General features: G+C 49.8%; 11 protein-coding genes and 1 pseudogene. 7 read left to right on the top strand and 5 right to left on the bottom strand.

Going from position 1 to position 22,530, the window contains the following annotated elements; genetic code table 11:
* From secD to queA, 4 genes and pseudogenes are all read right to left on the bottom strand, one after another.
* Window positions 1-693, bottom strand: a pseudogene (gene secD, locus VJY99_RS14000) (protein translocase subunit SecD); the annotation flags it as partial.
* A 27-nt stretch (window positions 694-720) separates the two neighbouring features.
* Window positions 721-1,053: a preprotein translocase subunit YajC gene (gene yajC / locus VJY99_RS13995; RefSeq protein WP_324119496.1), complete on the bottom strand. Its 333-nt coding sequence runs from the start codon at window positions 1,051-1,053 to the stop codon at window positions 721-723.
* A 21-nt stretch (window positions 1,054-1,074) separates the two neighbouring features.
* The gene (tgt, locus tag VJY99_RS13990) at window positions 1,075-2,202 is read right to left on the bottom strand and encodes a tRNA guanosine(34) transglycosylase Tgt (RefSeq protein ID WP_324119495.1); all 1,128 of its coding nucleotides are present in this window, start codon (window positions 2,200-2,202) and stop codon (window positions 1,075-1,077) included.
* A gap of 80 nt (window positions 2,203-2,282) precedes the next feature.
* Complete coding sequence (gene queA / locus VJY99_RS13985) at window positions 2,283-3,353, bottom strand: tRNA preQ1(34) S-adenosylmethionine ribosyltransferase-isomerase QueA (RefSeq protein ID WP_324119492.1); 1,071 nt, start codon at window positions 3,351-3,353, stop codon at window positions 2,283-2,285.
* A 106-nt stretch (window positions 3,354-3,459) separates the two neighbouring features.
* Between queA and acpH the strand changes: the two genes are divergently transcribed.
* A complete protein-coding gene (acpH, locus tag VJY99_RS13980) occupies window positions 3,460-4,041 on the top strand; it encodes an ACP phosphodiesterase (protein ID WP_324119490.1) in 582 nt (193 codons plus the stop codon).
* Between the two features lie 200 nt (window positions 4,042-4,241).
* The gene (locus VJY99_RS13975) at window positions 4,242-4,844 is read left to right on the top strand and encodes a peroxiredoxin C (protein ID WP_324119487.1); all 603 of its coding nucleotides are present in this window, start codon (window positions 4,242-4,244) and stop codon (window positions 4,842-4,844) included.
* A gap of 114 nt (window positions 4,845-4,958) precedes the next feature.
* Here the strand turns inward: VJY99_RS13975 and malZ are convergent, their stop codons facing one another.
* Window positions 4,959-6,776, bottom strand: a complete 1,818-nt coding sequence (gene malZ, locus VJY99_RS13970; RefSeq protein WP_324119485.1) for a maltodextrin glucosidase — start codon at window positions 6,774-6,776, stop codon at window positions 4,959-4,961.
* Window positions 6,777-7,543: 767 nt separating this feature from the next.
* On the opposite strand from malZ, the gene VJY99_RS13965 reads away from it, so the two are divergent.
* The 5 genes from VJY99_RS13965 to VJY99_RS13945 form a co-directional block, all read left to right on the top strand.
* Window positions 7,544-8,353 (top strand): hypothetical protein, encoded by an 810-nt coding sequence (locus VJY99_RS13965; RefSeq protein WP_324119483.1) that lies wholly within the window; start codon window positions 7,544-7,546, stop codon window positions 8,351-8,353.
* Window position 8,354: 1 nt separating this feature from the next.
* On the top strand, window positions 8,355-9,611 hold the full coding sequence (locus VJY99_RS13960) for a hypothetical protein (RefSeq protein ID WP_324119481.1): 1,257 nt from the start codon (window positions 8,355-8,357) through the stop codon (window positions 9,609-9,611).
* A gap of 3 nt (window positions 9,612-9,614) precedes the next feature.
* Window positions 9,615-10,949: a TolC family protein gene (locus VJY99_RS13955; RefSeq protein WP_324119479.1), complete on the top strand. Its 1,335-nt coding sequence runs from the start codon at window positions 9,615-9,617 to the stop codon at window positions 10,947-10,949.
* A complete protein-coding gene (locus VJY99_RS13950; protein ID WP_324119478.1) occupies window positions 10,946-12,217 on the top strand; it encodes an HlyD family efflux transporter periplasmic adaptor subunit in 1,272 nt (423 codons plus the stop codon). Before VJY99_RS13955 ends, VJY99_RS13950 begins: the two co-directional genes overlap by 4 nt.
* Window positions 12,218-12,298: 81 nt before the next feature.
* Window positions 12,299-22,530: Ig-like domain-containing protein (locus VJY99_RS13945; protein ID WP_324119474.1), on the top strand; the 10,232-nt coding region annotated here is incomplete at its 3' end.

The raw sequence follows: 22,530 nt of genomic DNA, 5'->3' as shown, positions 1-22,530 counted from the left end.
AATGTTCTGCTGAACAGCATATTCACGTGCTTCGCTCAGACGAGCATCCGTCATTACAGCACGCAATGCGTTGCTGCCCTGAGCAGAAATCACCAGATCACGATGGCGTGGAGTTAAATAAGAGATAGCGTCATCACGCGTCTTACTGTCACGGAAGACAACGTCAGCACCATAGTTATCGGCTTTACGCACGTTGGTGTAAACGACGCTCTTTTCGCGCAAATCAGTACGCAGGTTATCAATAGTTTGTTCTTGCAACTTGCTCAGAGCGGTATCCATGTCAACTTCCATCAGGAAGTGCACGCCGCCACGCAGGTCAAGACCGAGTTTCATCGGTTCTGCAGAGAGAGCGGATAACCAGCGAGGTGTAGCCGGAGCAAGATTAAGTGCAACAACGTACTTGTCACCTAATACGCTCAGCAAAACTTCACGAGCACGAAGCTGCGTGTCAGTGGTGTCAAAGCGTGCAAGAATTGCACCCTCTTCCAGGGCCACAGACTTAGCGGTAATTTTTTCTGCGTTTAAGGTGTTCTGGACCTGGATCAGCGTTTGCTCACTGGCGGCGACGCCGCGCGCGCCAGTGATCTGAACTGCCGGATCCTCACCATATAGGTTGGGAAGTGCGTATAGCAGACCGACGATAAACACGACGATCAGCATGATGTACTTCCACAAAGGATAGCGGTTTAGCACGGTAGTTCCCTTAGGGAAAAACGAAAATTACAGCGCCTTCAGAGTGCCTTTCGGCAGAACGGCAGCTACGAAATCACGCTTGACAACCACTTCGGTGGTGTCGTTTAACGCGATTGTGATATAGCCAGTTTCAGCTACTTTCACTACGCGACCCACCAGGCCACCCGTCGTCAGCACTTCATCCCCTTTAGAGATGGAGTCCATTAGTTTTTTATGCTCTTTGGTACGTTTTTGCTGTGGGCGCAGGATCATGAAATAGAAGATCAGACCAAATACCACCAGCATAAGAATCAAAGAGTACGGGCTACCTTGCGCCGAAGCACCTGTTGCAGCTACCGCATCAGAAATGATAAAGCTCATTAAAAATCCCTCATTATTAAATTAATCAACATTCAAAGGTGGAACTGGTTTACCGGTTCGCTCGTAAAAATCAGTCACGAAGTGCTCTAATTTACCCTCTTCAATAGCCTTACGTAAACCAGCCATTAAACGCTGGTAATAGCGCAGGTTATGAATAGTATTGAGTCGTGCGCCGAGTATTTCGTTGCAACGATCAAGATGATGCAAGTAGGCACGTGAATAATTGCGACACGTATAGCAATCACACTCAGAATCCAACGTCGAAGTGTCATCTTTATGCTTCGCATTGCGGATTTTCACCACACCATCGGTGACAAATAGGTGACCATTACGTGCATTACGGGTTGGCATCACGCAGTCGAACATATCAATACCGCGACGAACACCTTCAACCAAATCTTCCGGTTTCCCTACGCCCATCAGGTAACGAGGCTTATCTGTAGGGATTTGCGGGCAAACATGTTCCAGAATACGGTGCATGTCTTCCTTCGGCTCACCTACAGCCAGGCCGCCGACAGCGTAGCCATCAAAACCTATATCTACCAGACCTTTTACCGAGATATCTCGTAAATCTTCGTAAACGCTACCCTGAATAATGCCGAACAACGCATTTTTATTCTCAAGGGAATCAAAGCGATCGCGGCTACGCTGTGCCCAACGCAGTGACATCTCCATAGAACGCTTCGCGTAATCCCAGTCAGCAGGATATGGCGTACATTCGTCGAAAATCATCACGATATCAGAACCGAGATCGTATTGAATTTCCATGGATTTTTCTGGATCGAGGAAGATTGCATCACCGTTTATTGGGTTGCGGAAATGCACGCCCGCTTCGGTGATTTTACGAATGTCACCCAAGCTGAATACCTGGAAGCCGCCGGAGTCAGTCAGGATAGGACCTTTCCACTGCATGAAATCATGTAAGTCGCCGTGCAACTTCATAATTTCCTGACCAGGACGCAGCCACAAGTGGAAGGTGTTGCCCAGAATAATCTGCGCGCCAGTGGCTTCAACTTCTTCCGGCGTCATCCCTTTTACGGTGCCGTAAGTGCCAACTGGCATGAAAGCAGGCGTTTCTACAACGCCACGGTCAAACACCAGGCGGCCACGGCGAGCGCGTCCGTCGGTGGTATCTAATTCAAATTTCACATTTCCTCCAGCATCAGAGAAACAGTCTGATGGTTAAGACAAAACGTCGTCGGATTGACCGGCGACGTCAAATTGAGTCATTAAGCGCCTGGGCGCTCATTTATCGCCTGCGGATTGTACGTGATGTACATGGCATCCCCGTAACTAAAAAATCGATATTCGGAGTTAACAGCGGCTTTATAGGCGTTCATGGTGTTTTTATAACCAGCAAACGCAGAAACCAGCATGATTAGGGTCGATTCCGGCAGGTGGAAGTTGGTCACCAGCGCATCTATCACTGTGTATTGATAGCCTGGATAGATAAAGATTTGCGTGTCACCAAAGAACGGTTCAATCAGGTCATTTTGTGCGGCTTGAGCCGCACTTTCCAGCGAACGAACCGATGTGGTTCCAACAGCGATAACGCGATTTCCACGCGCTTTGCAGGCTAAGACGGCGTCAACCACGTCCTGCGGCACTTCCGCATATTCGGAGTGCATGATGTGGTCTTCAATGCTGTCTACGCGCACTGGCTGGAATGTCCCAGCGCCCACGTGCAGCGTGACAAATGCCATATCAATGCCTTTGTTGCGCAGTGCTTCCAGCAGCGGTTCGTCAAAATGCAGGCCCGCAGTGGGGGCGGCAACCGCTCCTGGCTTCTGGCTATAAACGGTTTGATACAGCTCGCGGTCTGAGTCTTCATCCGGGCGGTCGATATAAGGCGGCAGCGGCATATGGCCGATGCTGTTGAGGATATCAAGGACGCTGCGCTCGTCTTCAAACTGCACTTCAAACAACGCATCGTGGCGCGCAACCATCGTGGCATGTACGCTTTCATCATCGCCCAGCAACAATTCAGCACCCGGTTTAGGGGCCTTAGATGCACGGATATGCGCGAGGATGCGTTTGTCGTCGAGCATACGCTCGACCAGCACTTCAATCTTGCCGCCACTGGCTTTACGGCCAAACAGGCGCGCCGGGATCACGCGGGTATTGTTAAAAACCAGCAAATCTCCAGGGTTGAGCTTATCGAGCAGATCGGTGAAAGTGCCATGCGTTAAATTACCCGTCGGCCCTTCCAGTGATAGCAAACGGCACCCACTGCGCTGTGCTTGTGGATAGTGGGCAATCAAGGATTCAGGTAATTCAAAGGTAAAATCGGCAACACGCATGGTAAAGAGCTCAAGACTAAAAAGTGGCGCTATAGTCTAGTGCCGGGGGACACTCCCTGCAAGGAAAAGGACTCCCGTTAACACTGAATCAATAATTAAGGCAAATATGAATTTTCTCGCCCATTTACATCTCGCAAGCCTTGCTGACAGCTCACTTCTGGGGAATTTGCTCGCCGATTTCGTCCGTGGCAACCCGAATGAAAGTTATCCAGGCGACGTAGTGGCGGGTATCCATATGCACCGTCGCGTGGACGTTTTGACCGATAGCTTGCCGGAGGTTGCGACTGCGCGGCAATGGTTTCGCCCGGAAACACGACGTGTTGCCCCAATCACTTTGGATGTCATGTGGGACCATTTTGTCTCGCGTCACTGGCAGACACTGAACCCAAACACGCCATTACCCGAGTTTATCGCATACGCCCGCACCAGTATTGAGCCTTTCTTAATCGATACCCCAGAACGCTTTATTAATCTTAATCAATATCTCTGGGAAGAGCGTTGGCTTGAGCGGTACAGCGATATGGCGTTTATTGCCAATGTTCTCAATGGGATGGCTAGCCGTAGACCAAAACTCGATGCTTTGCGAGCGTCCTGGCAAGATCTGGATACCCACTACGATGCACTTGAGGCGCTATTCTGGCAGTTCTACCCACGTATGATGGCGATGGCCGAGCAAAAGAATTTGTAGCCTATCCCAGCTTTGCTATTAACTTCTTGCCCTTTTATAAAAAAGGGCTATTTTGGATCGCCTCTGAACAAATATTCATTTTTTGATAGGTAATACCTATCTGATTAATTGGCGCAGTATGCTTGAGTTAGAGGGATTTCCACCCCTATACTCCCCCCGTTGCGTTAACATTCACTTTAACAAAATTAACAGGAGTACATATGGTCCTGGTTACTCGTCCAGCCCCTGACTTTACTGCTGCAGCCGTACTCGGCAGTGGCGAAATCGTTGAAAACTTCAACTTCAAAGCACACACCAATGGTAAAACCACCGTTGTGTTCTTCTGGCCAATGGACTTCACTTTCGTATGCCCGTCTGAACTGATCGCGTTCGACAAGCGTTACGAAGAATTCCAGAAACGTGGCGTAGAAGTCGTTGGTGTATCTTTTGACTCCGAATTCGTTCACAACGCATGGCGTAAAACCCCTGTTGATAAAGGCGGCATCGGTGAAGTGAAATACGCGATGGTTGCTGACATTAAGCGTGAAATTCAGAAAGCTTATGGCATCGAACATCCAGACGCAGGCGTTGCTCTGCGCGGTTCTTTCCTGATTGACACAGCAGGTATCGTGCGTCACCAGGTTGTTAACGACCTGCCACTGGGCCGTAACGTTGATGAAATGCTGCGTATGGTTGATGCGCTGCAATTCCACGAAGAGCACGGCGAAGTGTGCCCAGCTCAGTGGGAAAAAGGTAAAGAAGGCATGAACGCATCTCCAGATGGCGTTGCTAAATACCTGAGCGAAAACGTTTCTAGCCTGTAATCGCTAAACGTTTTTGATAAAAAGGCCGCGCAAGCGGCCTTTTTTATTGCATCTGGTGCTTAACCACCAAGATCCCGGGTAAAAACCAAAAACATGTTCTGTGCTCAAACGGGACTAAAGGCTACGCCACAACGCAACTGAAACAGCAGGCAAAGACAGTTCGCGATTATCAAACTTTGCCTTACCTTCAAGCCTCGTCCAGTCTTTGTCGGTCAACAGCGGATCCCACGGCAGCGTAAGCGCCGTTTCTTCTCCACGGTTGAGCGCCACCAGTACCCGCTCGTTTTGCCAAACACGCACAAATATCACTACGTCGCCCTGGGCGTAAATCACCTGACAGCCGCCGTGGCGCAAAGCACGACTCTTGTGACGTAACTGACCAAGCCGTTGATAAAGCGCTAACAACCCCAGATCTTGTTGATCCTTATTCCACGGGAAAGGTTTGCGGCAGAATGGATCGTTATTGCCATCTAAGCCCACTTCATCGCCATAGTAAACGCAAGGCACGCCGGGCCAGCAATACAGCCACACGACAGCCAATGGTAAGCGACCCACATCTTTGCCAAGAATAGACTTGAACCGCGCGGTGTCATGACTGTCGAGCTGGTTAAACATGCGCAATTGCTGCTGATGAGAAAGCCCCGCGCGATATTCATCCATCCACGCCATACAGGTTTGTGCTTCTATATGCTGCGGGTCGTAGGAAATATCGGTGTTAGCAAGGAACCCCCACAGTGGGAAGGTGAAACCACGGTAGTTCATCGCCGCATCTTCGGCATCCGTTTGCAGCCACTGCCGGGCATCGCCAAAATGCTCCCCCAAAACATACGCATCAGATTGGGTTTCTTTCGCCGCCCTGGTAATACCCGCGACATGCAGCAAATTGTTTTTCGCCCCGCCGGCTTCACCTAGCATATGCACGACATCCAGCCGCCAACCGTCTATGCCCCAGGGTTCACGTAACCAATGGCGCACCACACTTTCTTCGCCCTGGTATATCTCGTTAACCAAGGTGGAAGACTGGTAATCCAGCTTCGGCAAGCTGGAGTAACCTAGCCAGTCGAGCGCTCGTCCGTCCTGGTTATAGCTGTAAAAATCGCGCCATGGGGATTGTGGATTGTGGCTTGCGCCGCTGCCGTGAGTTTGTTGGCGGTCAAACCATTGGTGAGTATCGCCGCTGTGGTTGAACACACCGTCAAGCATCAGGCGCATGCCCAGCCGCTGGGTATTTTTGCGTAAGCGCAAAAAGGCGTGATCGCCACCAAACTGCACGTCTACGTGACGATAATCCTGGGTATCGTATTTATGGACACTCGGGGCGGTAAAAATCGGATTGAGGTAAAGCGCGGTGACACCCAGCTTCTTCAGGTACGGTAGATTTTCGCTGATACCGTCAAGATCGCCGCCGTAGAAGGTCGATCCTCCCGCATCCGCGAGTAGAGGCTCATTCCAGTCACGCAGTATAATGTCGCGTTTTGCGGCGTGGTGATAATAGATTTGATCTTGTTCTGGCGCGCGCTGTTCACTGCGTGCAAAGCGATCGGGGAAAATCTGATAGAAGATCTGATCCTGAACCCATTGTGGGCCATCATCAGGCAAATCGACCGCAAACTGCTCAAGACGAGCCGGAGGGATCGACCGCAACCCTTGCGGCGTTAACCAGCACTGCTTATCCAGCCACAACATTTTAAAACTGTAACGCCGACGCGGTTGCCCTTCCGATAAATCAATCACCCCGCGCCAGGCAACGATGCCGTCACCCGGTGCCGCCTTCTGGCGAGTCATCTGTACCGAGGTTTCCTCGTTATCTTTTTCATAACGTAGAACCACACGATGCGGTAAATCCTCACCAGAAACCCACAAAGTGATGGACAGCTTATCTTTACGTGTCTGAATAAAAGGAGGTACCGGAAGGTGCCAGGCATTCAACATAATCGCATCCCCAAAGAATAAATTGACGCCACCTTGCCACAGTCACGCGCTACGTCACTCCTCATTATCATCAAAATTTGAGGCGGAAGGCGGGGGTGGAGAGCGAAAGTTTAGCCGCTAAACTCCCCCATTACAGGATGACGTAATAAATTATTTCTCAAAAGTATATCCATAATTTCTTAATTAATTATTTTAAAATCATTAATTCATATAAAAAGAAATTCATTAACAAGAAACAATTTGTTTTTAATATAAAATTAAAAACATGACTCACTGTAACTATTTGTGAGTTTTTAGAATACCTTACGCCACTTAGAGTTAAGAAACCTCTCGATCCAGAGGCAAAAAAAACACCCTATCCCCAAGTAACTTATCAATAAAAAAACGGCTAACCCCAACATTTATATAACATTATGATTAAGTTCAGTGTATTGACAGAAAATATAAGAATCTGCAAAATCTCGTGCAACCAGACCCTTTCATTAAAAGTACAATGACCTATGGATTTGTGAAACACCCTATAACTTATTCATTATATATTTACCTCTTGAATGAATCCGGTTATATCAGCGCCTAAATCAATGAATGTAGCTAAGTACTGAATTTCAGGAAAACAAACCCTCTAGTTACCAAAAATACACTTAACTACTCACCCCACGTAATAATAATTTGTCATGGAATGGGTTCCAGGTCCTGATACCTAAGGAATAATCCGAGAATCAACCGAGAAGTTTCAATAATGCTCATCATTTTCTGCGAGACTATTTATGGAAGAAAGTAACCCGTGGCCAACATTCGTTGACGCGTTTTCAACTGTATTGTGTATTTTTATCTTTCTGATGCTGATCTTCGTGCTTAACAGCATGCTGATCATGTTTGAAAGTTCTAAAAAACACTACGTACCCAATACGGGAACGACCCACTCACGCGTGGCTAATATCACCTCTACAGATCCGACAGAGTCACCATCAGCTAGCCCTGAAAATATTGAGGCAGATAAATCCAGCGCCTCTGGTTCACAAGCAGATAACACTCCTGACAAACCTGTTCAGCTCAGCAAACAGGCGATTAAATCAGAAGTATTAAGTCAGAAAAGCCAGGCGGAAACGCTTTCTCAGGCAACGACCGACAACACCACTGCGCAAGACAGTAACACTGAAAGCGAAAAAGAACCTACGCAGACTGTCGTCGCCCTGGCACAAAACCAGCGTTCTGCCGACATTAAAGGTTCAGAATCCGGGCGTTTTGATGTTGCTGAAAACAGTCCTCCGGGTCATGAAATAAAAGGTAACCAGTTCATTATTCATTTCCAACAGCTGGAGCAAGGCTATCCCTCTTCAGTTATAGATGAATTAAATAAATGGCTACTGGCATCCGGTAAAAAACCGGTTTCCGTTACCCTCTACACACCAAATACCCCTTCAGTGTCGGTTTCTGATGCCATGCGTTTAGCCTATCAGCGCGGGATTATTCTGCTTAAAACGGTGAAAAAACCCTATCCAGAACATGACGTTTCTATTTCCGTCGTTAACGACGCAACTATCGTTAATAGCGCAATTGTCACAGTGAGTGAATAAAATGAATTTCTTAAAAAATCATAAAGAGCTATTTGTTTCCATCCTGTGTGCTGCGTTGCCACTGATAGCTATTCTGTTTCCATCCATTCGTGATTATGTTCTTGGCAACTACTATGTTTCTGCCACCTACAACACGGCAATTATATTTGTTTATTTAGTCGGATGCTTTTTGGTCTTTTTCTCTTTCCTTGAGCTAACCAAATGCACCGTCATCCTGAAACAAAAAAACAGCACCCATCCCGCACCTTTGCTAGGCGATGCGAATAAAATTGTTTTCTCCCCAACCCATGGTCAAAGTGACGATACGCTAGCCTCCCTTTATGAAAGCATGAAGGAGAGTGTCTCCAGAAAGCAGCAACACCGTCTGTCGGCCATTCAGAACTGCGCTAACATTTCCACCATGATTGGGCTGCTGGGAACATTTGCCGGGCTGTCCATCACCATTGCTTCTGTTATCACTCTGCTTGAACGCTCACAAATTAACGGCAGCACTAACGACAGCGACATGCTCGGCATTATCGTTAACGTCGTTTCCTCATTGGCAGAACCCCTCAAAGGGATGAACACCGCGTTTGTTTCCTCTATTTACGGTGTCGTCAGCGCAATCATCCTGGGAATTATGTGTTCGTTTTTACGTAGCGCATTTAACAAACTGAGCGTCACGCTGCGCGATGCAAACCTCGATTTTCTGCGTGAAGTTAAGACTCGCCAGGTTGACGGCAAAGTCCGGATTTTGCAGATTGAAACAGTGGTTGACGAACTCGTACGCGAACTGAAAACCGATCTCACTGCATTCCATCATTCCACGCTTGCCTTACAGGAAGAAAAACGCGGCCTGCTAACGTTACTGGTCGAGAAAATGGATAACTCTCACCAACGCCGCGCCATTTTCGAAGACAACATCCTCACTAGTGTCAATCATCACATAGATGGGCTTGCTCAGCTAAAAGAAGGCGTGGACAGCGCTAACGAGCAACTAGCTTCGCAACACGCGGACGTCGAGCAGATTAAAGCTAACGGCACAGAGCAAAACAAAGCGCTGAATGTGATTTATGAACAGCAAAATCAGGTCATCGAAAACCAGCAAAGCCAGCAAGAAACCCTCGCGCATTATCAGCAGGCAAATATTGCAAACCATCAGCAAACGCAGGCAACGCTTGAGAGTCACATTGAAACTTTCCCTCCCCTCTTCAGCCAAATTGCTGGCATGCAGCAATCGCTGAAGAAAGACATCATCATGTTGAAAAACAAGGAATAAATAATGAAAAACACACTCCTTGCTTCCTGCATCGCTCTGCTTCTCAACCCAATCGTCGGGCATTGTGCCAGTGACGAACCGCTGTTGTCGCTAAATCTCCTGGTGCAGCATGCGCTGGAAGCGCAACCTTCAGTGGCGATTGCGTCGTACGAAATTGAGCGCCGCAACCAAGAAACCAACATGTCGAAAGCCGCGTTATACCCAACGCTGGATATCACCTCTGAAGCATCGCAAAAGAACACCAGCGACAGCGGGAATGAGCAAAATATCGAGAATAAAGCGGCGTTAAATTATCGCATCACCGATTTTGGCGTACGTAGCTCGACAATTGAAAAATCCGAACATATAGAAGAAAGCAGCCGCTTCGATTTTATGCAGACGACCATTCAGACCTCCAGCCAAACTGCCGCCTGCTTTATGCGCATTGAGAAGCTGAAGAAAATCCTCGCCCTTATTGAGCAGGAGAAGGGATTCTATAAAAAAATGTTGGGTGATTTTTCTGAGTTAGTTGGCTCCGGTGTCGCAATGCAATCTGATATGCGTAAAGTTCAGGTTTCTATTGATACACTAAGCACCCAAGAGCTTGGCTATCGCTCACAGCTCGAGACGGAAATTGCAAAAATGCGCAATTTGACCGGCGACAGAGTGACCGAAAATAATACGCTGAGCCTGCCTGATATCTTCGAAAAATATAAATTCGTCACTGATAAAAAGGAAGTGATGGGTGAGATTAAGCGTGACAGTAATACCTATCTGTCGTTGGCGAAAAATATTGATGCCGCAAAATCTGATATTCAGGCAGCTAAAAACAGCAATTATCCCACCATCGATGCCAGTGCGGGCTATACCAAAAATAACCCATCGGCGGATGCCAACCCGGATGATTACAAAGACGAATTTAAAGTCGGTATTAAAGTCGGCTTGAATATTTTTAACGGTTTTAAAAATCAGTCTGAAGTCGGTAAATTTACTGCACGCTATACCCAATCAAAACTTGAGCTGGATGATTTTTTAATCAAGACCCAAAATGATATTGACGTAAACCAGTCAAAATATCAGGCCAATGTACAGGCACTTGAAATTGCTAAGCACTCTTATGACAACGCCGATAAACTCACTGATCTGTATAAAGAAGAGTTTAAATTAGGGCAAAAATCTCTGCTTGATCTTGTTTCTAGCCGTAATGAATCTTTCCAGGCACATACAACGATAATAGAAACCACTTACGGCATCTATGAATTGAAGCTGGAACAGATGGTTCAACGTTCTACTCTGCTCAAGCAGCTTTCCATCGACAATCATAACATTCGCATTGGATCGAGGTCTTTACTGCGATGAACCGCAAAGAGAGCGATTATCTGATGATGATCATCATGGTGATGACATTGTTAATAATTTTCATGTTTAGCGTGATAAAAATAAACGCCGTCGTACATGGTGCCGGCGTTATTATTACCAAAGATAATACGCAGATCGTATCGCTCTCTAAGGGCGGTACGATCAAACGTATTTTTGTCGCGGAAGGTGATTTTGTAAAAAAAGGCCAGGTGCTGGCAGAGACGGCTAACCTGGATTTAACAAAAGAGTATGAGCACAACAAAGTGCAGTCTGCCTATCTGCAAGGCTATACCCGCGAACTCAACCTTGTGCTCAGCCATGTTGGCCCGGCTTATGATGCAGATATCAGCCAGCTTACAGATAAGAAAATCATCAGCAATATTCAGTCCGTAAAAAGCAAAGTAGCGACTAAAGGTGTGAAGATTAATGGCCTTTCTTCGGATATTAGCGGCCTGGAAATCACTCGTATCAGCAAACAAAACGAAATGACCTTGCTACGAGAAGAGATAAATATTCTTCAGCCGTTAGTGAAAAAAGGTATCAGTTCTTACACTAACCTACTCAATAAAAAGCAAATGGCAGTCCGTTTGAAGTCTGAGATATCAGATATCGACAATCAAATTTCGTCCAAAAGAGATGAAGCGTTAGTGGTGCAAAACGAGATAAAAAATGACGACTTTGAATTTCGTCATTTACTTTCAAAAGATCTCTCTGACGCACAAAAAGAATTAAACGTCAGTGACTCTGCTCTACAAATAGTGAACCAGCAGGTTGAAGAAACCAGCGTCGTTTCACCAGTAGATGGCATTATTTATCGCATTAATAAAAATGCCTCAACGCAAGGTGGCGTAATTCAAGCTGCAGACTCTCTTTTCGAAATAAAGCCGCTATCCACCACTGTATTGGCGGAAATTAAAATACAACCCAAAGATCGCGATCAGATTTATATTGATGGTGAAGTCAATATTAACGTCCTATCCTATTTACGTTCCGGTGCAAAACCCTATCAGGGTAGCATTGAACAGATAAGCCCGGACTCCTATGAAGAGTCGGTTAATGGCTCCATGGTGCGTTATTACAAAATGATGGTGAAGTTTAACGTTACCACTAAAGAACTGACGATGGTTAAACCTGGTATGACAGTGGATGCCAGTGTCATCACGGGAAAACACAGTATTCTACAATATTTGGCTTCGCCACTTTTAAAAGGGTTCAATCACACTTTTTCCGAACCTGTTCTTCCCGCTAACAAATCAAATACTAATTAATCCCTGGACACTCATATTATGATTAATAAAACTATATTCATTAACGATAGTTCTAATGTCGATTTATCTGCCTATGGAAATATGAATAAGGCAAGTCTGACAATTAGCGGGACCGACCTAACATTTATTTTTGATGCAGCTACTACCGTCAATATTGTCAACGGCGCACTCTATTCCAGCCTTGAAAACAGCCAGGTCACCTTTAAGTTTCGTGATGGTTCCATCGTCGCAGGTAAAGACCTGCTGAAATCCATTGACCTGAGCCATCTTGAACTGGAAAGACTCGACGCATCTTTGTCAGAAAGCCGCCAGGAACGCGTGATTCAAGGCAATCTTGAGCAAACGGTAGAAACCCAGGAACAGCGCCTTGAAGAGATAAAAAAAGAGTCGCAGGAAATTAAAAAAGAAGCAGAAAAAATGCAGGCTGAAGCGCAAGAATCACGCGAAGCCGCACAGGAAATTGAAGAACAGCTAAAAGAAGCCCTTGAAGAGCAAACAAAGAAAAAAACCAGCGCAAGCGGGGCTGGCCAAAGCGAAGTTGAAGGCGATGATCCCTTTGCCGCTGGGAAAAAAACCAAAAAATATGATGATGATGCGGTAGACATTGCCAAATCTCTTAAGCTCAGTGACGATACTTCTTCCTCCTCGTCATCGTCTTCATCCACCAAAGCCGCTGAGTCACCTGTGGTGGTTGAGAAGAAAATTGATATCTCCCTCAAGCTTGATGAAACCAGCGATAGCGGAGTTAAAAACGACAGTATCACTAACGTTACGTCACCGACATTTGTCGGTTCAACAGAGCCGAATCTGACCATCTCCTTCAAGGTGGACGGCATTGTCATCGGTACTACCCTCTCTGATGCAATGGGTAATTTCAGCTTCACCTACCCTGGTTCCTTTACCGACGGTGAATATACCGTGGAAGCCGAAGTTACCGATAGCGAAGGTGGACGCGGCACGGCTTCTGTTGTGGTCACGATAGACACCCTAACGGATACGCCAACCTTTGAGCTAGATGCAGAGTACAGCATTCCTCCTGAGGATCAGATTCCCGGAGAAAACCTGACGCGTTTCCCAGAAGCGCAAATTAACGGCACCGCCGAAGCTAACACGCAAATAGAAATTGAGGTAGACGGTAAGTCTATCGCCACGCTCACCGTAGATGGCGAGGGTAAATGGAGCTATCAGTTCAGCGCCAACCAGCTGTCTGAAGGCGAAAACAATATAAAAGTGACTGCGGAAGACTATGCAGGTAACAAGGCCTCTGTAGACGGCTTGATCACTCTGGATACCATTCCACCTGAACAACCTACGATTATTCTCGATGAAGCCAGTGATAGCGGGACTTATCATGATGACAAGCTCACTAATGATGCGACGCCAGCTTTTCACGGTACCGGGGAGCCTAACAGCAAGCTCGAACTGTTCATTGATAACAAGAAAATCGCCGATGTTGTCGCTGACGGTTACGGTAAATGGAACTATGTTCTAAGCGATGATATCGAGCTGGCTGACGGTAAATATCACATTGAAGTTGTCGCTAAAGACCGCGCAGGTAATAGCTCCCAAAAAGATCTTGAAATAGAAATCGATACTGATATCGATGCTTTCACCATTAAAATGGATAACGCCAGCGATAGCGGCCTTGCGGGTGATAATTACACGAATAACATCACACCGGGCTTTTCGGGTAAAACGGATCCCTCCAGTATTATCAAAGTCACCAATATCACCACGGGTGAAGACCTTGAGTTCAACGCCTCCCAGACAGGTAACTTCTCGTTTACTAGCCCTGGTACCTCGGTTGAAGGCATCAACGAGCTGACGATTACCGTCACCGATCTTGCCGGAAATAGCTCAACTTATAGCGTGACCTACACTATCGATACTGTGCCTCCTGAGTCCCCGACGCTAGTACTCGAAGAGTACGTCAATTCTCAATCGGGAAAGATCCTCACCGGAGATACCACTCCTACGCTAACCGGCACCGCAGAAGCAGGCAGCAAAGTCATCATTTATGTTGACGGAAAGGTCTATGACAGCGTGACCGTCGATGCTAATGGGCAATGGAGCTATACGCCGCCAGCGGTCTTTAGTGAAGGCGAGCACGTTCTCAGCGCCATTGCCCAAGATTTGGCAGGGAACAACTCTCTGCCATCGCCGGACTATACATTCTTCATCGACACCGTGACTGAAATTCCGCAGGCGCAGCTTGATGCCAACGATGATACCGGTGCTCGCCAGAATGACTGGATTACCAACCACAACGATAACCTGCTGGTTAACGGCAGCGCTGAACCCTATGCAACGCTTATCTTCAAGCTCGATAATGACGTTATCGGTACCGGTACCGCAGATGCCAATGGCCAGTGGAGCTACGAAATTGACCCTAATCCGGGTCTGGCCGATAGAGTCTATGAATTCACCGTTAACGCCACTGATGAAGTTGGCAACCAGGCTTCCAGTTCCTTCCCGTTAACCATTGATACAATGACTCCGACGCCGACGGTGCAACTGGATGCCAGTTCAGACAGCGGTAGCGCCAACGATGATGCCATCACTAAAGACAGCCAGCCGCTGCTGACAGGGACTGCTGAAGCAGGAGCACAGATAGAAGTCTTTATCGACGGGAAATCCTGTGGTTCGGTTATCGCTAGCGCAGAAGGGAAATGGAACTACCGTGTGCCGGCGGCCAGCAAGCTTGCGGATGGCGACCATTCGGTCACGGTAACCGCAACGGACGTTGCCGGTAATATGGCTAACTCAATCCCTTTCATGGTGCAAATTGATACGAAGATCGACCAGCCAACTATCGTCCTGTCCAACGACACAGGCGACAGTAACAGCGATCTTCTGACCAATGAAAAATTGCCTGCCTTCCGGGGCGAGGCTGAACCTTTCTCAAGCCTGGTGCTATACCGCGATGGTGTAAGTGTCGCCAAAATAAGTGCTAATGCCAGCGGGCAGTGGCAGTACCTGTTCAATGACACCCAGGCACTTGACGACGGTAGCTACATTTTTTATGTCGTTGCCACCGATATTGCAGGTAACAGCGCAACATCCGAGCGAATTCAGGTTGTCGTGGACACCACGATTGCTATACCGGTGGTCGATCTCGCTGCATCTTCCGACTCGGGTTACCTGGCCGATGACCACTTGACCAACGACAGCACCCCGACGTTGATACTGACCAAGGTCGATCCTGACGTGACTCATGTGCAAATGAGCGTCGACGGTGTGATCTACGATGCAACACTCGTCGCAGGTGTCTGGACATTGACCTTGCCGACCGCCCTGAGCGATGGTGAACATCAGATAACAGCAACGGTTACCGACAGCGCCGGGAACAGTGCGACTTCGGCAATCCTCGACATCAAGGTTGATACACAAACCAACGCACCACTTGTTACGCTCATTGATGATACCGGTGTGAAGGGTGATAACGTTTCAAATGACACCTCACCAGGCTTCACGATTGTTACCGATAGCGATGTGATACAGGTTAGCGTCTCGACAGACGGCAGCCCAGCCATCGCCGCAACCCAGGACAGTGAAGGCAACTGGCATTACAACACGGCCGAAGCGCTGTCTGACGGTGAGCATGTCCTGTCAGTGGTTGTGACAGATGCCGCTGGCAACACCCAGCAAAATAGCCTGACGTTCACCATCGATACCCAGTTGCAAACTCCGACTATCGATCTTATCAATAGCAGTGATACCGGCATCAGCAACACGGATAACCGGACCAACGAAACGCAGCCTGGTTTCACCCTGAGCAACATCGATGCCGATGTAGTGACCGTTGAAGTGCTTATCAACGACATGAGCTATGCGGCGGTAAACAACGGTGACAGCTGGAGTTTCACCGTCACTTCTCCTCTGCCAGATGCGGCGTACAACTTCCAGGTACGGGTTACCGATGCGGCGGGAAACAGCAAAACATCAGACCCACTGGTAGTGACGGTGGATACCGTCACTTCTGTACCATCAATTACCCTGAGCGACGACAGCGGCCTGCCAGGCGACAACCTTACCAATATCACTACGCCAGGATTTGCTATTACCAGCGATACCGACGTGGTGCAGGTTAGCGTCTCCCTGGATAACGGCACCCCGCTTACGGCAACAAAAGATAGTGACGGACGCTGGCATTTTAACACCCCAGGCGCGCTCGCCGATGGGGAGCATAACCTGACGGTGACCGTTACCGATAGCGCAGGCAACACCAACCAGAACACGCTGGCATTTTCTGTTGATACGCAGTTGCAAACCGCCATCATCGACCTGGTTGATGGGTCAGACAGCGGCATCAGTGCGACGGATAACTGGACTCAGGACGCGACGCCAACGTTCGCAATCAGCAATGTGGATAGCGATGCAACCACCGTTGAAGTGCTCATCAATGGCGTGAGCTATGCGGCAGAAAAAAATGGCAACAACTGGAGTTTCACGCCAGCACCCGCTCTGCCTGATGCGATTTATGATGCCCAGGTTCGCGTGACTGATACCGCAGGCAACGTCACCACCTCCGCTGCGCTGCCAGTGACCATTGATACCACCACCGCCCTGCCGAACATTATTTTGAACGATGACACTGGCGTGAAAGGCGATAATCTCAGCAACAATGTCACCCCGAGCTTTAGCATTACAACGGATGCTGACGTCGCTGAGGTTCTGGTGCAGCTAGATAATGGCATCGCCGTTGCCGCCACTAAAACCCGTGATGGTCAATGGCAGTACACCGTGCCTTCCGCACTGACTGACGGGCCGCATACACTGTCGGTCATTGTTACAGATGGGGCGGGCAATAGCCGTCAAAATGCCCTGCAGTTTGATATTGATACCCAAATAGAGACACCGACTCTCGATCTCGTGAACGCTTCCGATACGGGCAGCAGCGCGGCTGATAATTGGACTCGTGACGCAACCCCAACCTTCGCCATTGGCAATATCGACGCCGATGTCGTAAACGTCGAGGTGCTGATCGATGGCGTCAGCCATAAGGTGACACAGGATAATGGCAACTGGGCGTTCACCCCGGACAGCGCGCTGCCCGACGCAGAATACAACGTGCAGGTTCGGGTGACTGATGCCGCAGGCAACATTGCGACCTCCTCCACAATAGTGCTGACCATTGATACCGTCACCACGGCCCCGCAGATTACGCTCAGCGACGACAGCGGCATAAAGGGCGACAATCTCACGAACAATGTGACGCCTGGCTTCACTATTGCAACCGACACCGACGTGGTGCGCGCAACCGTCACCCTCGACAACGGAACGCCTGTTTCGGCGGTCAAAGACAGCGACGGGCACTGGCATTACAGCGTTCCTACCGCGCTAACCGAAGGGGAACACACCCTGATCGTCAGCGTGACGGATGGCGCAGGCAATACCAACCAAAACTCGCTGTCATTCAATATCGACACGCAAATCCAGACCCCTGCCGTCGATCTGATCGACAGCTCAGACAGCGGCATAAGCAGCACCGATAATCTGACCCGCAATACCACGCCTTCATTTGCCATTGGCAACATCGACAACGATGTGAGCAGCGTCAATGTGCTGATTGACGGCATAAGCTACAGCGCCTCAAAAACCGGTGATAGCTGGAGCTTTACACCTGTCACACCGCTGACGGACGGCGAGCATGATATCCAGGTTCAGGCGACCGATGCGGCAGGCAACACAGCCACTTCAGCCACACTGACCATCACCGTCGACACCGTGACCTCCGCGCCTGTTATTGCCCTGAGCGATGATTCCGGCGTAACCGGTGACAATCTCACCAACGACACCACGCCTGGCTTCACGATTGAAACCGACACCGATGTTATTCAGGTCATGGTCACGCTGGACAGCAACACGGCTGTCGCGGCAACCAAAGACAGCGACGGACGCTGGCATTACAGCGTTCCAACAGGGCTGACAGATGGCTCGCACACACTGACGGTCACCGTGACGGATAGCGCGGGCAACAGCAACCAGAGCGCCCTGCCGTTTGCGATAGATACCAGCATCAGCATCCCGACAATTGACCTGCTCGATGCCTCTGACAGCGGCACCAGCCGCACCGATAACTGGACGAAAAACACCACACCAAACTTTGCCATCGGCAATCTGGATGCTGACGTACTGAGCGTCGAAGTCCTGATCGATGGCGTGAGCTATAGCGCGGTTAAAACAGCGGATACCTGGAGTTTCAGCCCAACCAGCGCACTGACGGATGGCGATCACAGCATTCAGGTCAGAGCCACTGATGCCACAGGCAATATCGCCACCTCTTCGACGCTGACGATAAATGTCGACACCGTTACGGCAGCACCAGGGATCACGCTGAGCGATGACACTGGCGTAACCGGTGACAATATCACCAACGACACCACGCCAGGTTTCGCTATTACCACCGATGCTGATGTGGCGCAGGTGATGGTGTCGCTCGATGACGGCACCGCAATAGAAGCAGTTAAAGACAGCGACGGTAAGTGGCACTTTACTGCCCCGTCGACCTTAACCGATGGCACACATTCCCTGTCCGTCACCGTCACTGACGGCGCGGGCAACACCAATCAAAGCTCGCTGACCTTCACTATCGACACGCAGATCCAGACCCCAGTCGTCGATCTGGTCGATAGCTCCGACAGTGGCGTCAGCAGCACTGATAACTGGACGAAAAACACCACACCCACCTTTAGCGCTGGTAATCTGGATGCCGATGTCGTCGCAGTGGAAATTTTCATCGACGGTACCCGCTTTAACGCCTCAAATTCAAACGGCAGCTGGAGCTTTACACCTGTCACACCGCTGGCGGACGGCGATCATCAGATCCAGGTCAAAGCCACGGATGCGGCAGGAAACAGCGCGACATCAGCCACGCTGACCGTTAAGGTCGACACTTTCACAGCCGCACCGGCGATCGCGCTTACCGATGACAGCGGCGTAAAAGGCGACAACGTGACCAACGACACCACGCCAGGATTCGGCATCACGACGGATACCGATGTGGCAAACGTCATGGTTTCCATCGACGGTGGCGCGGCCATCACCGCAACAAAAGACAGCGATGGCCGCTGGCACTTCAATGTTCCTGCGGCACTCACCGAAGGCGCTCACACCATAGAGGTTGTGGCCACCGACGGCGCGGGTAACAGCCAGCAGAGCGTACTAACTTTCAACATTGATACCGGGGTCACGGCTCCTACCATCGATCTGGTCGATTCCTCCGATTCAGGCACCAGCGCCATGGATAACTGGACAAACGACTCGACGCCAAGCTTCGCCATTGGCAGCGTTCAAGCGGACGTAGTCAATATCGAAGTGCTGATTGACGGCGTTAGCTATCCAGCAACCAAAAGTGGCGACAATTGGGGCTTCACACCTAACACCGCCCTAAGTGACGCAACTTACAACGTGCAGGTTCGTGCGACTGATGCCGCAGGCAACGTCATCACCTCGGCACCGCTGTCCGTCACCATCGATACCGTCACGACAGCTCCGCAGATTGCGCTCAGCGACGACAGCGGCATAAAAGGCGACAACCTCACCAATGACACCACGCCGGGCTTCGCCATCGTGACGGACAACGATGTTGAGCTGGTTTTAGTCTCGCTGGATAACGGCACGGCGGTCACCGCACTCAAAGGCAGCGATGGTCACTGGCAGTTCTCTGTGCCAACCGCGCTGGCGGACGGCGATCATATCCTTTCCGTGACGATCACCGACCGCGCCGGAAACACCCAGCAAAGCTCGCTGTCGTTCAGCGTTGATACCACGCTCTCTATTCCGACGTTTGCGATCGCATCAGACGACGACTCCGGTTACAGCGATAGCGATGGGATCACCAGTGAAACGAAACCAAAATTTGTCATCAGTCATATCGATGCCGATGTGAATAGCGTGCAGTTGAACATTGGCGGCGTTAATTATCAGGCCGTTAACAATGCGGGTGTCTGGTCATTCACCCCTGGCACAAATTTGCCAGAGGCAAGTTATGACGTCACGCTGACGGTGACCGACAACGCAGGTAACCAGAAAACGTCCACTCAGACGATAAAAATCGATACCCACACGAGCGTGGATGGCGTGACACTCGCAGATGATACGGGAGTCCAAAACGACTGGCGCACCAATCAGCCAGCGTCAACTTTTATCATTGACGCCCCGACTGACGCGCACACGGTAACCGTGGCGCTGGATAACGGCCAAAGCCGCAGCGCGGTGCTGGATTCTGGCAACTGGGTCTTTACGCTGGCAGACAGTACCGCTGACGGCGCGCACGTTCTGCACATCACGGTGACCGACGAAGCAGGCAATACCGCAACGCTCGATCAGAACTTCACCGTGGATACCCTGCTTTCCCCGTTGACTATTGATTTGCTGACCGCTGACGATAGCGCAAACACCACTGACAACATCACTAACGTCAGAACGCCGCGCTTCACGTTCGGTAACATTCCAGCAGACGTACTCAGTGTGACCGTGACGCTGGACGGCCAAACCACGGTCGTACAGCCGCAAAGCGATGGTACGTATTCGTTTATGCCGCCGGTGGCTTTGGCAGACAATAGCTATGAACTGGTGGTGACCGTTACCGATACAGCGGGGAATACCCGCAATAGCTCGCTTGCGTTTGAAGTCGATACAACCACATCGGTTAACAACATTACGTTGATCAATGATACCGGGGATTCCGCTGCCGATAACCTGACCAACGCCAGCCAGCCGAAATTCCTGGTGAATACACCTGCGGATGTGCAAACCGTAGTGGCAACGCTCGGCGGCCAGCCTTGTAGCATCACGCGGACAAGCGACGGCGTATGGGAAGTTACCGCTCCGACGTTATCCACCAGCGGGGACTACACCCTGGTGGTGACCGCGACCGATATTGCAGGCAACCAGGCGAACAGCAGCAAAACCATCACCTTCGATAACCAGATTTCACTACCAGCTATCGCCCTCGCCAACGGCGAGGATACTGGCTTTGACGCAAATGACCGGTTGACCATGAATACCCGTCCGTCCTTTGTGATAACAAACGTTGATGCCGACGTCACCCGCATGTTAGTCACGCTGAAAGGCAATACTGTAGAGGTGACCAAAAACGCGAGTGGCGCCTGGATTTATCGCCCCACAAGCGATCTGGCAGACGATACTTACACCTTGCAAGTGGAAGTACGGGATGCCGCGGGCAACACTCGCAGCAATACTATGGATTTTGTTGTTGATACCCAGGTCAGCGCTCCGGTTATTGACATGCTTGCCACATCAGATACCGGTGACAGCAGCAGCGACAATAAAACCCGCAGCACCACGCCGCAGTTCTCTTTCAGCCACCTGGATGCCGACGTGCATACGCTGAAGGTGACGCTCAACAACGTCACTTATAATATCGTGAAAGATGCCGGTGGAAACTGGTCATGGACCGCACCGACGCTGACCGATGGCAGCTATAAATTAGTCGCCACCGCAACAGACAAAGCGGACAACGTCGCCAACGCGGAAATCACTTTCGTGGTTGATACCGAGGTTACCATCAACAATGTGGTGATGACCGTAGACAGCGGCTATGCGAGTAGTGACCGTCTGACCAACGACGCCAATCCTGAGTTCGAGATTCAGGTGCCTAATGACGTCACCCACGTCTCAGCCAAACTGGACAACGGCTCGATAGTCGATTTAGTCAAAACGGGCGGCAAATGGACATTCCCTTGCAGCGGCTTAAATGACGGCACGCATACGCTGCTGGTCACCGCACAAGATGACGCAGGCAACACCACTTCGCAGACAATCACCTTTGAGATAGACACGACACTGCTGCCTGTCAATATCGACCTGCGCGATACGGATGATAGCGGCGTCAGTTCCGTGGATAACTACACCAGTAACGGGCAGCCAACCTTCCTGTTTGCAAGCCTCCCGTCAGATGCCTACAGCTTGAATGTCAGGCTTAACGGTCAGGACTATTCAGTATCGCTAAACTCGCAGCCGGTAAGTTTCAAACCTTCTGCACCGCTTGCTGACGGAAACTACACGCTGGTCACGACGCTTACGGATAAAGCGGGGAACATCGCAGAAAGCTCGCTGACCTTTACCGTAGACACCACGACGACCGTCGATGTCGATTTTATCAACGGTGACGATAGTGGCTATTCCAATAGCGACAACTACACCAACGTCAATGCTCCCTCCTTTGAGGTTGCCGTACCGACTGACGTGGTTTCCGTCACTGTCGTGTTAGACGGCGTCTCGACTGTCGTGACCAAAAATACCGCAGAGAAATGGATGTTTACCGCGCCGACCTTAACCGAAGGTGA

The sequence above is a fragment of the Buttiauxella sp. genome (assembly GCF_035271705.1).
Classification (GTDB): domain Bacteria; phylum Pseudomonadota; class Gammaproteobacteria; order Enterobacterales; family Enterobacteriaceae; genus Buttiauxella.
Note: the sequence above shows the minus strand (reverse complement) of the source record. Positions and strands in the feature narration are given on the sequence as shown.

What these genes read in the sequence shown, in the direction of transcription:
- yajC (WP_324119496.1), bottom strand. Translation starts at nt 1,053, where the DNA reads ATGAGCTTTATCATTTCTGATGCGGTAGCTGCAACAGGTGCTTCGGCG.
- queA (WP_324119492.1), bottom strand. Translation starts at nt 3,353, where the DNA reads ATGCGTGTTGCCGATTTTACCTTTGAATTACCTGAATCCTTGATTGCC.
- acpH (WP_324119490.1), top strand. Translation starts at nt 3,460, where the DNA reads ATGAATTTTCTCGCCCATTTACATCTCGCAAGCCTTGCTGACAGCTCA.
- VJY99_RS13975 (WP_324119487.1), top strand. Translation starts at nt 4,242, where the DNA reads ATGGTCCTGGTTACTCGTCCAGCCCCTGACTTTACTGCTGCAGCCGTA.
- malZ (WP_324119485.1), bottom strand. Translation starts at nt 6,776, where the DNA reads ATGTTGAATGCCTGGCACCTTCCGGTACCTCCTTTTATTCAGACACGT.
- VJY99_RS13965 (WP_324119483.1), top strand. Translation starts at nt 7,544, where the DNA reads ATGGAAGAAAGTAACCCGTGGCCAACATTCGTTGACGCGTTTTCAACT.
- VJY99_RS13960 (WP_324119481.1), top strand. Translation starts at nt 8,355, where the DNA reads ATGAATTTCTTAAAAAATCATAAAGAGCTATTTGTTTCCATCCTGTGT.
- VJY99_RS13955 (WP_324119479.1), top strand. Translation starts at nt 9,615, where the DNA reads ATGAAAAACACACTCCTTGCTTCCTGCATCGCTCTGCTTCTCAACCCA.
- VJY99_RS13950 (WP_324119478.1), top strand. Translation starts at nt 10,946, where the DNA reads ATGAACCGCAAAGAGAGCGATTATCTGATGATGATCATCATGGTGATG.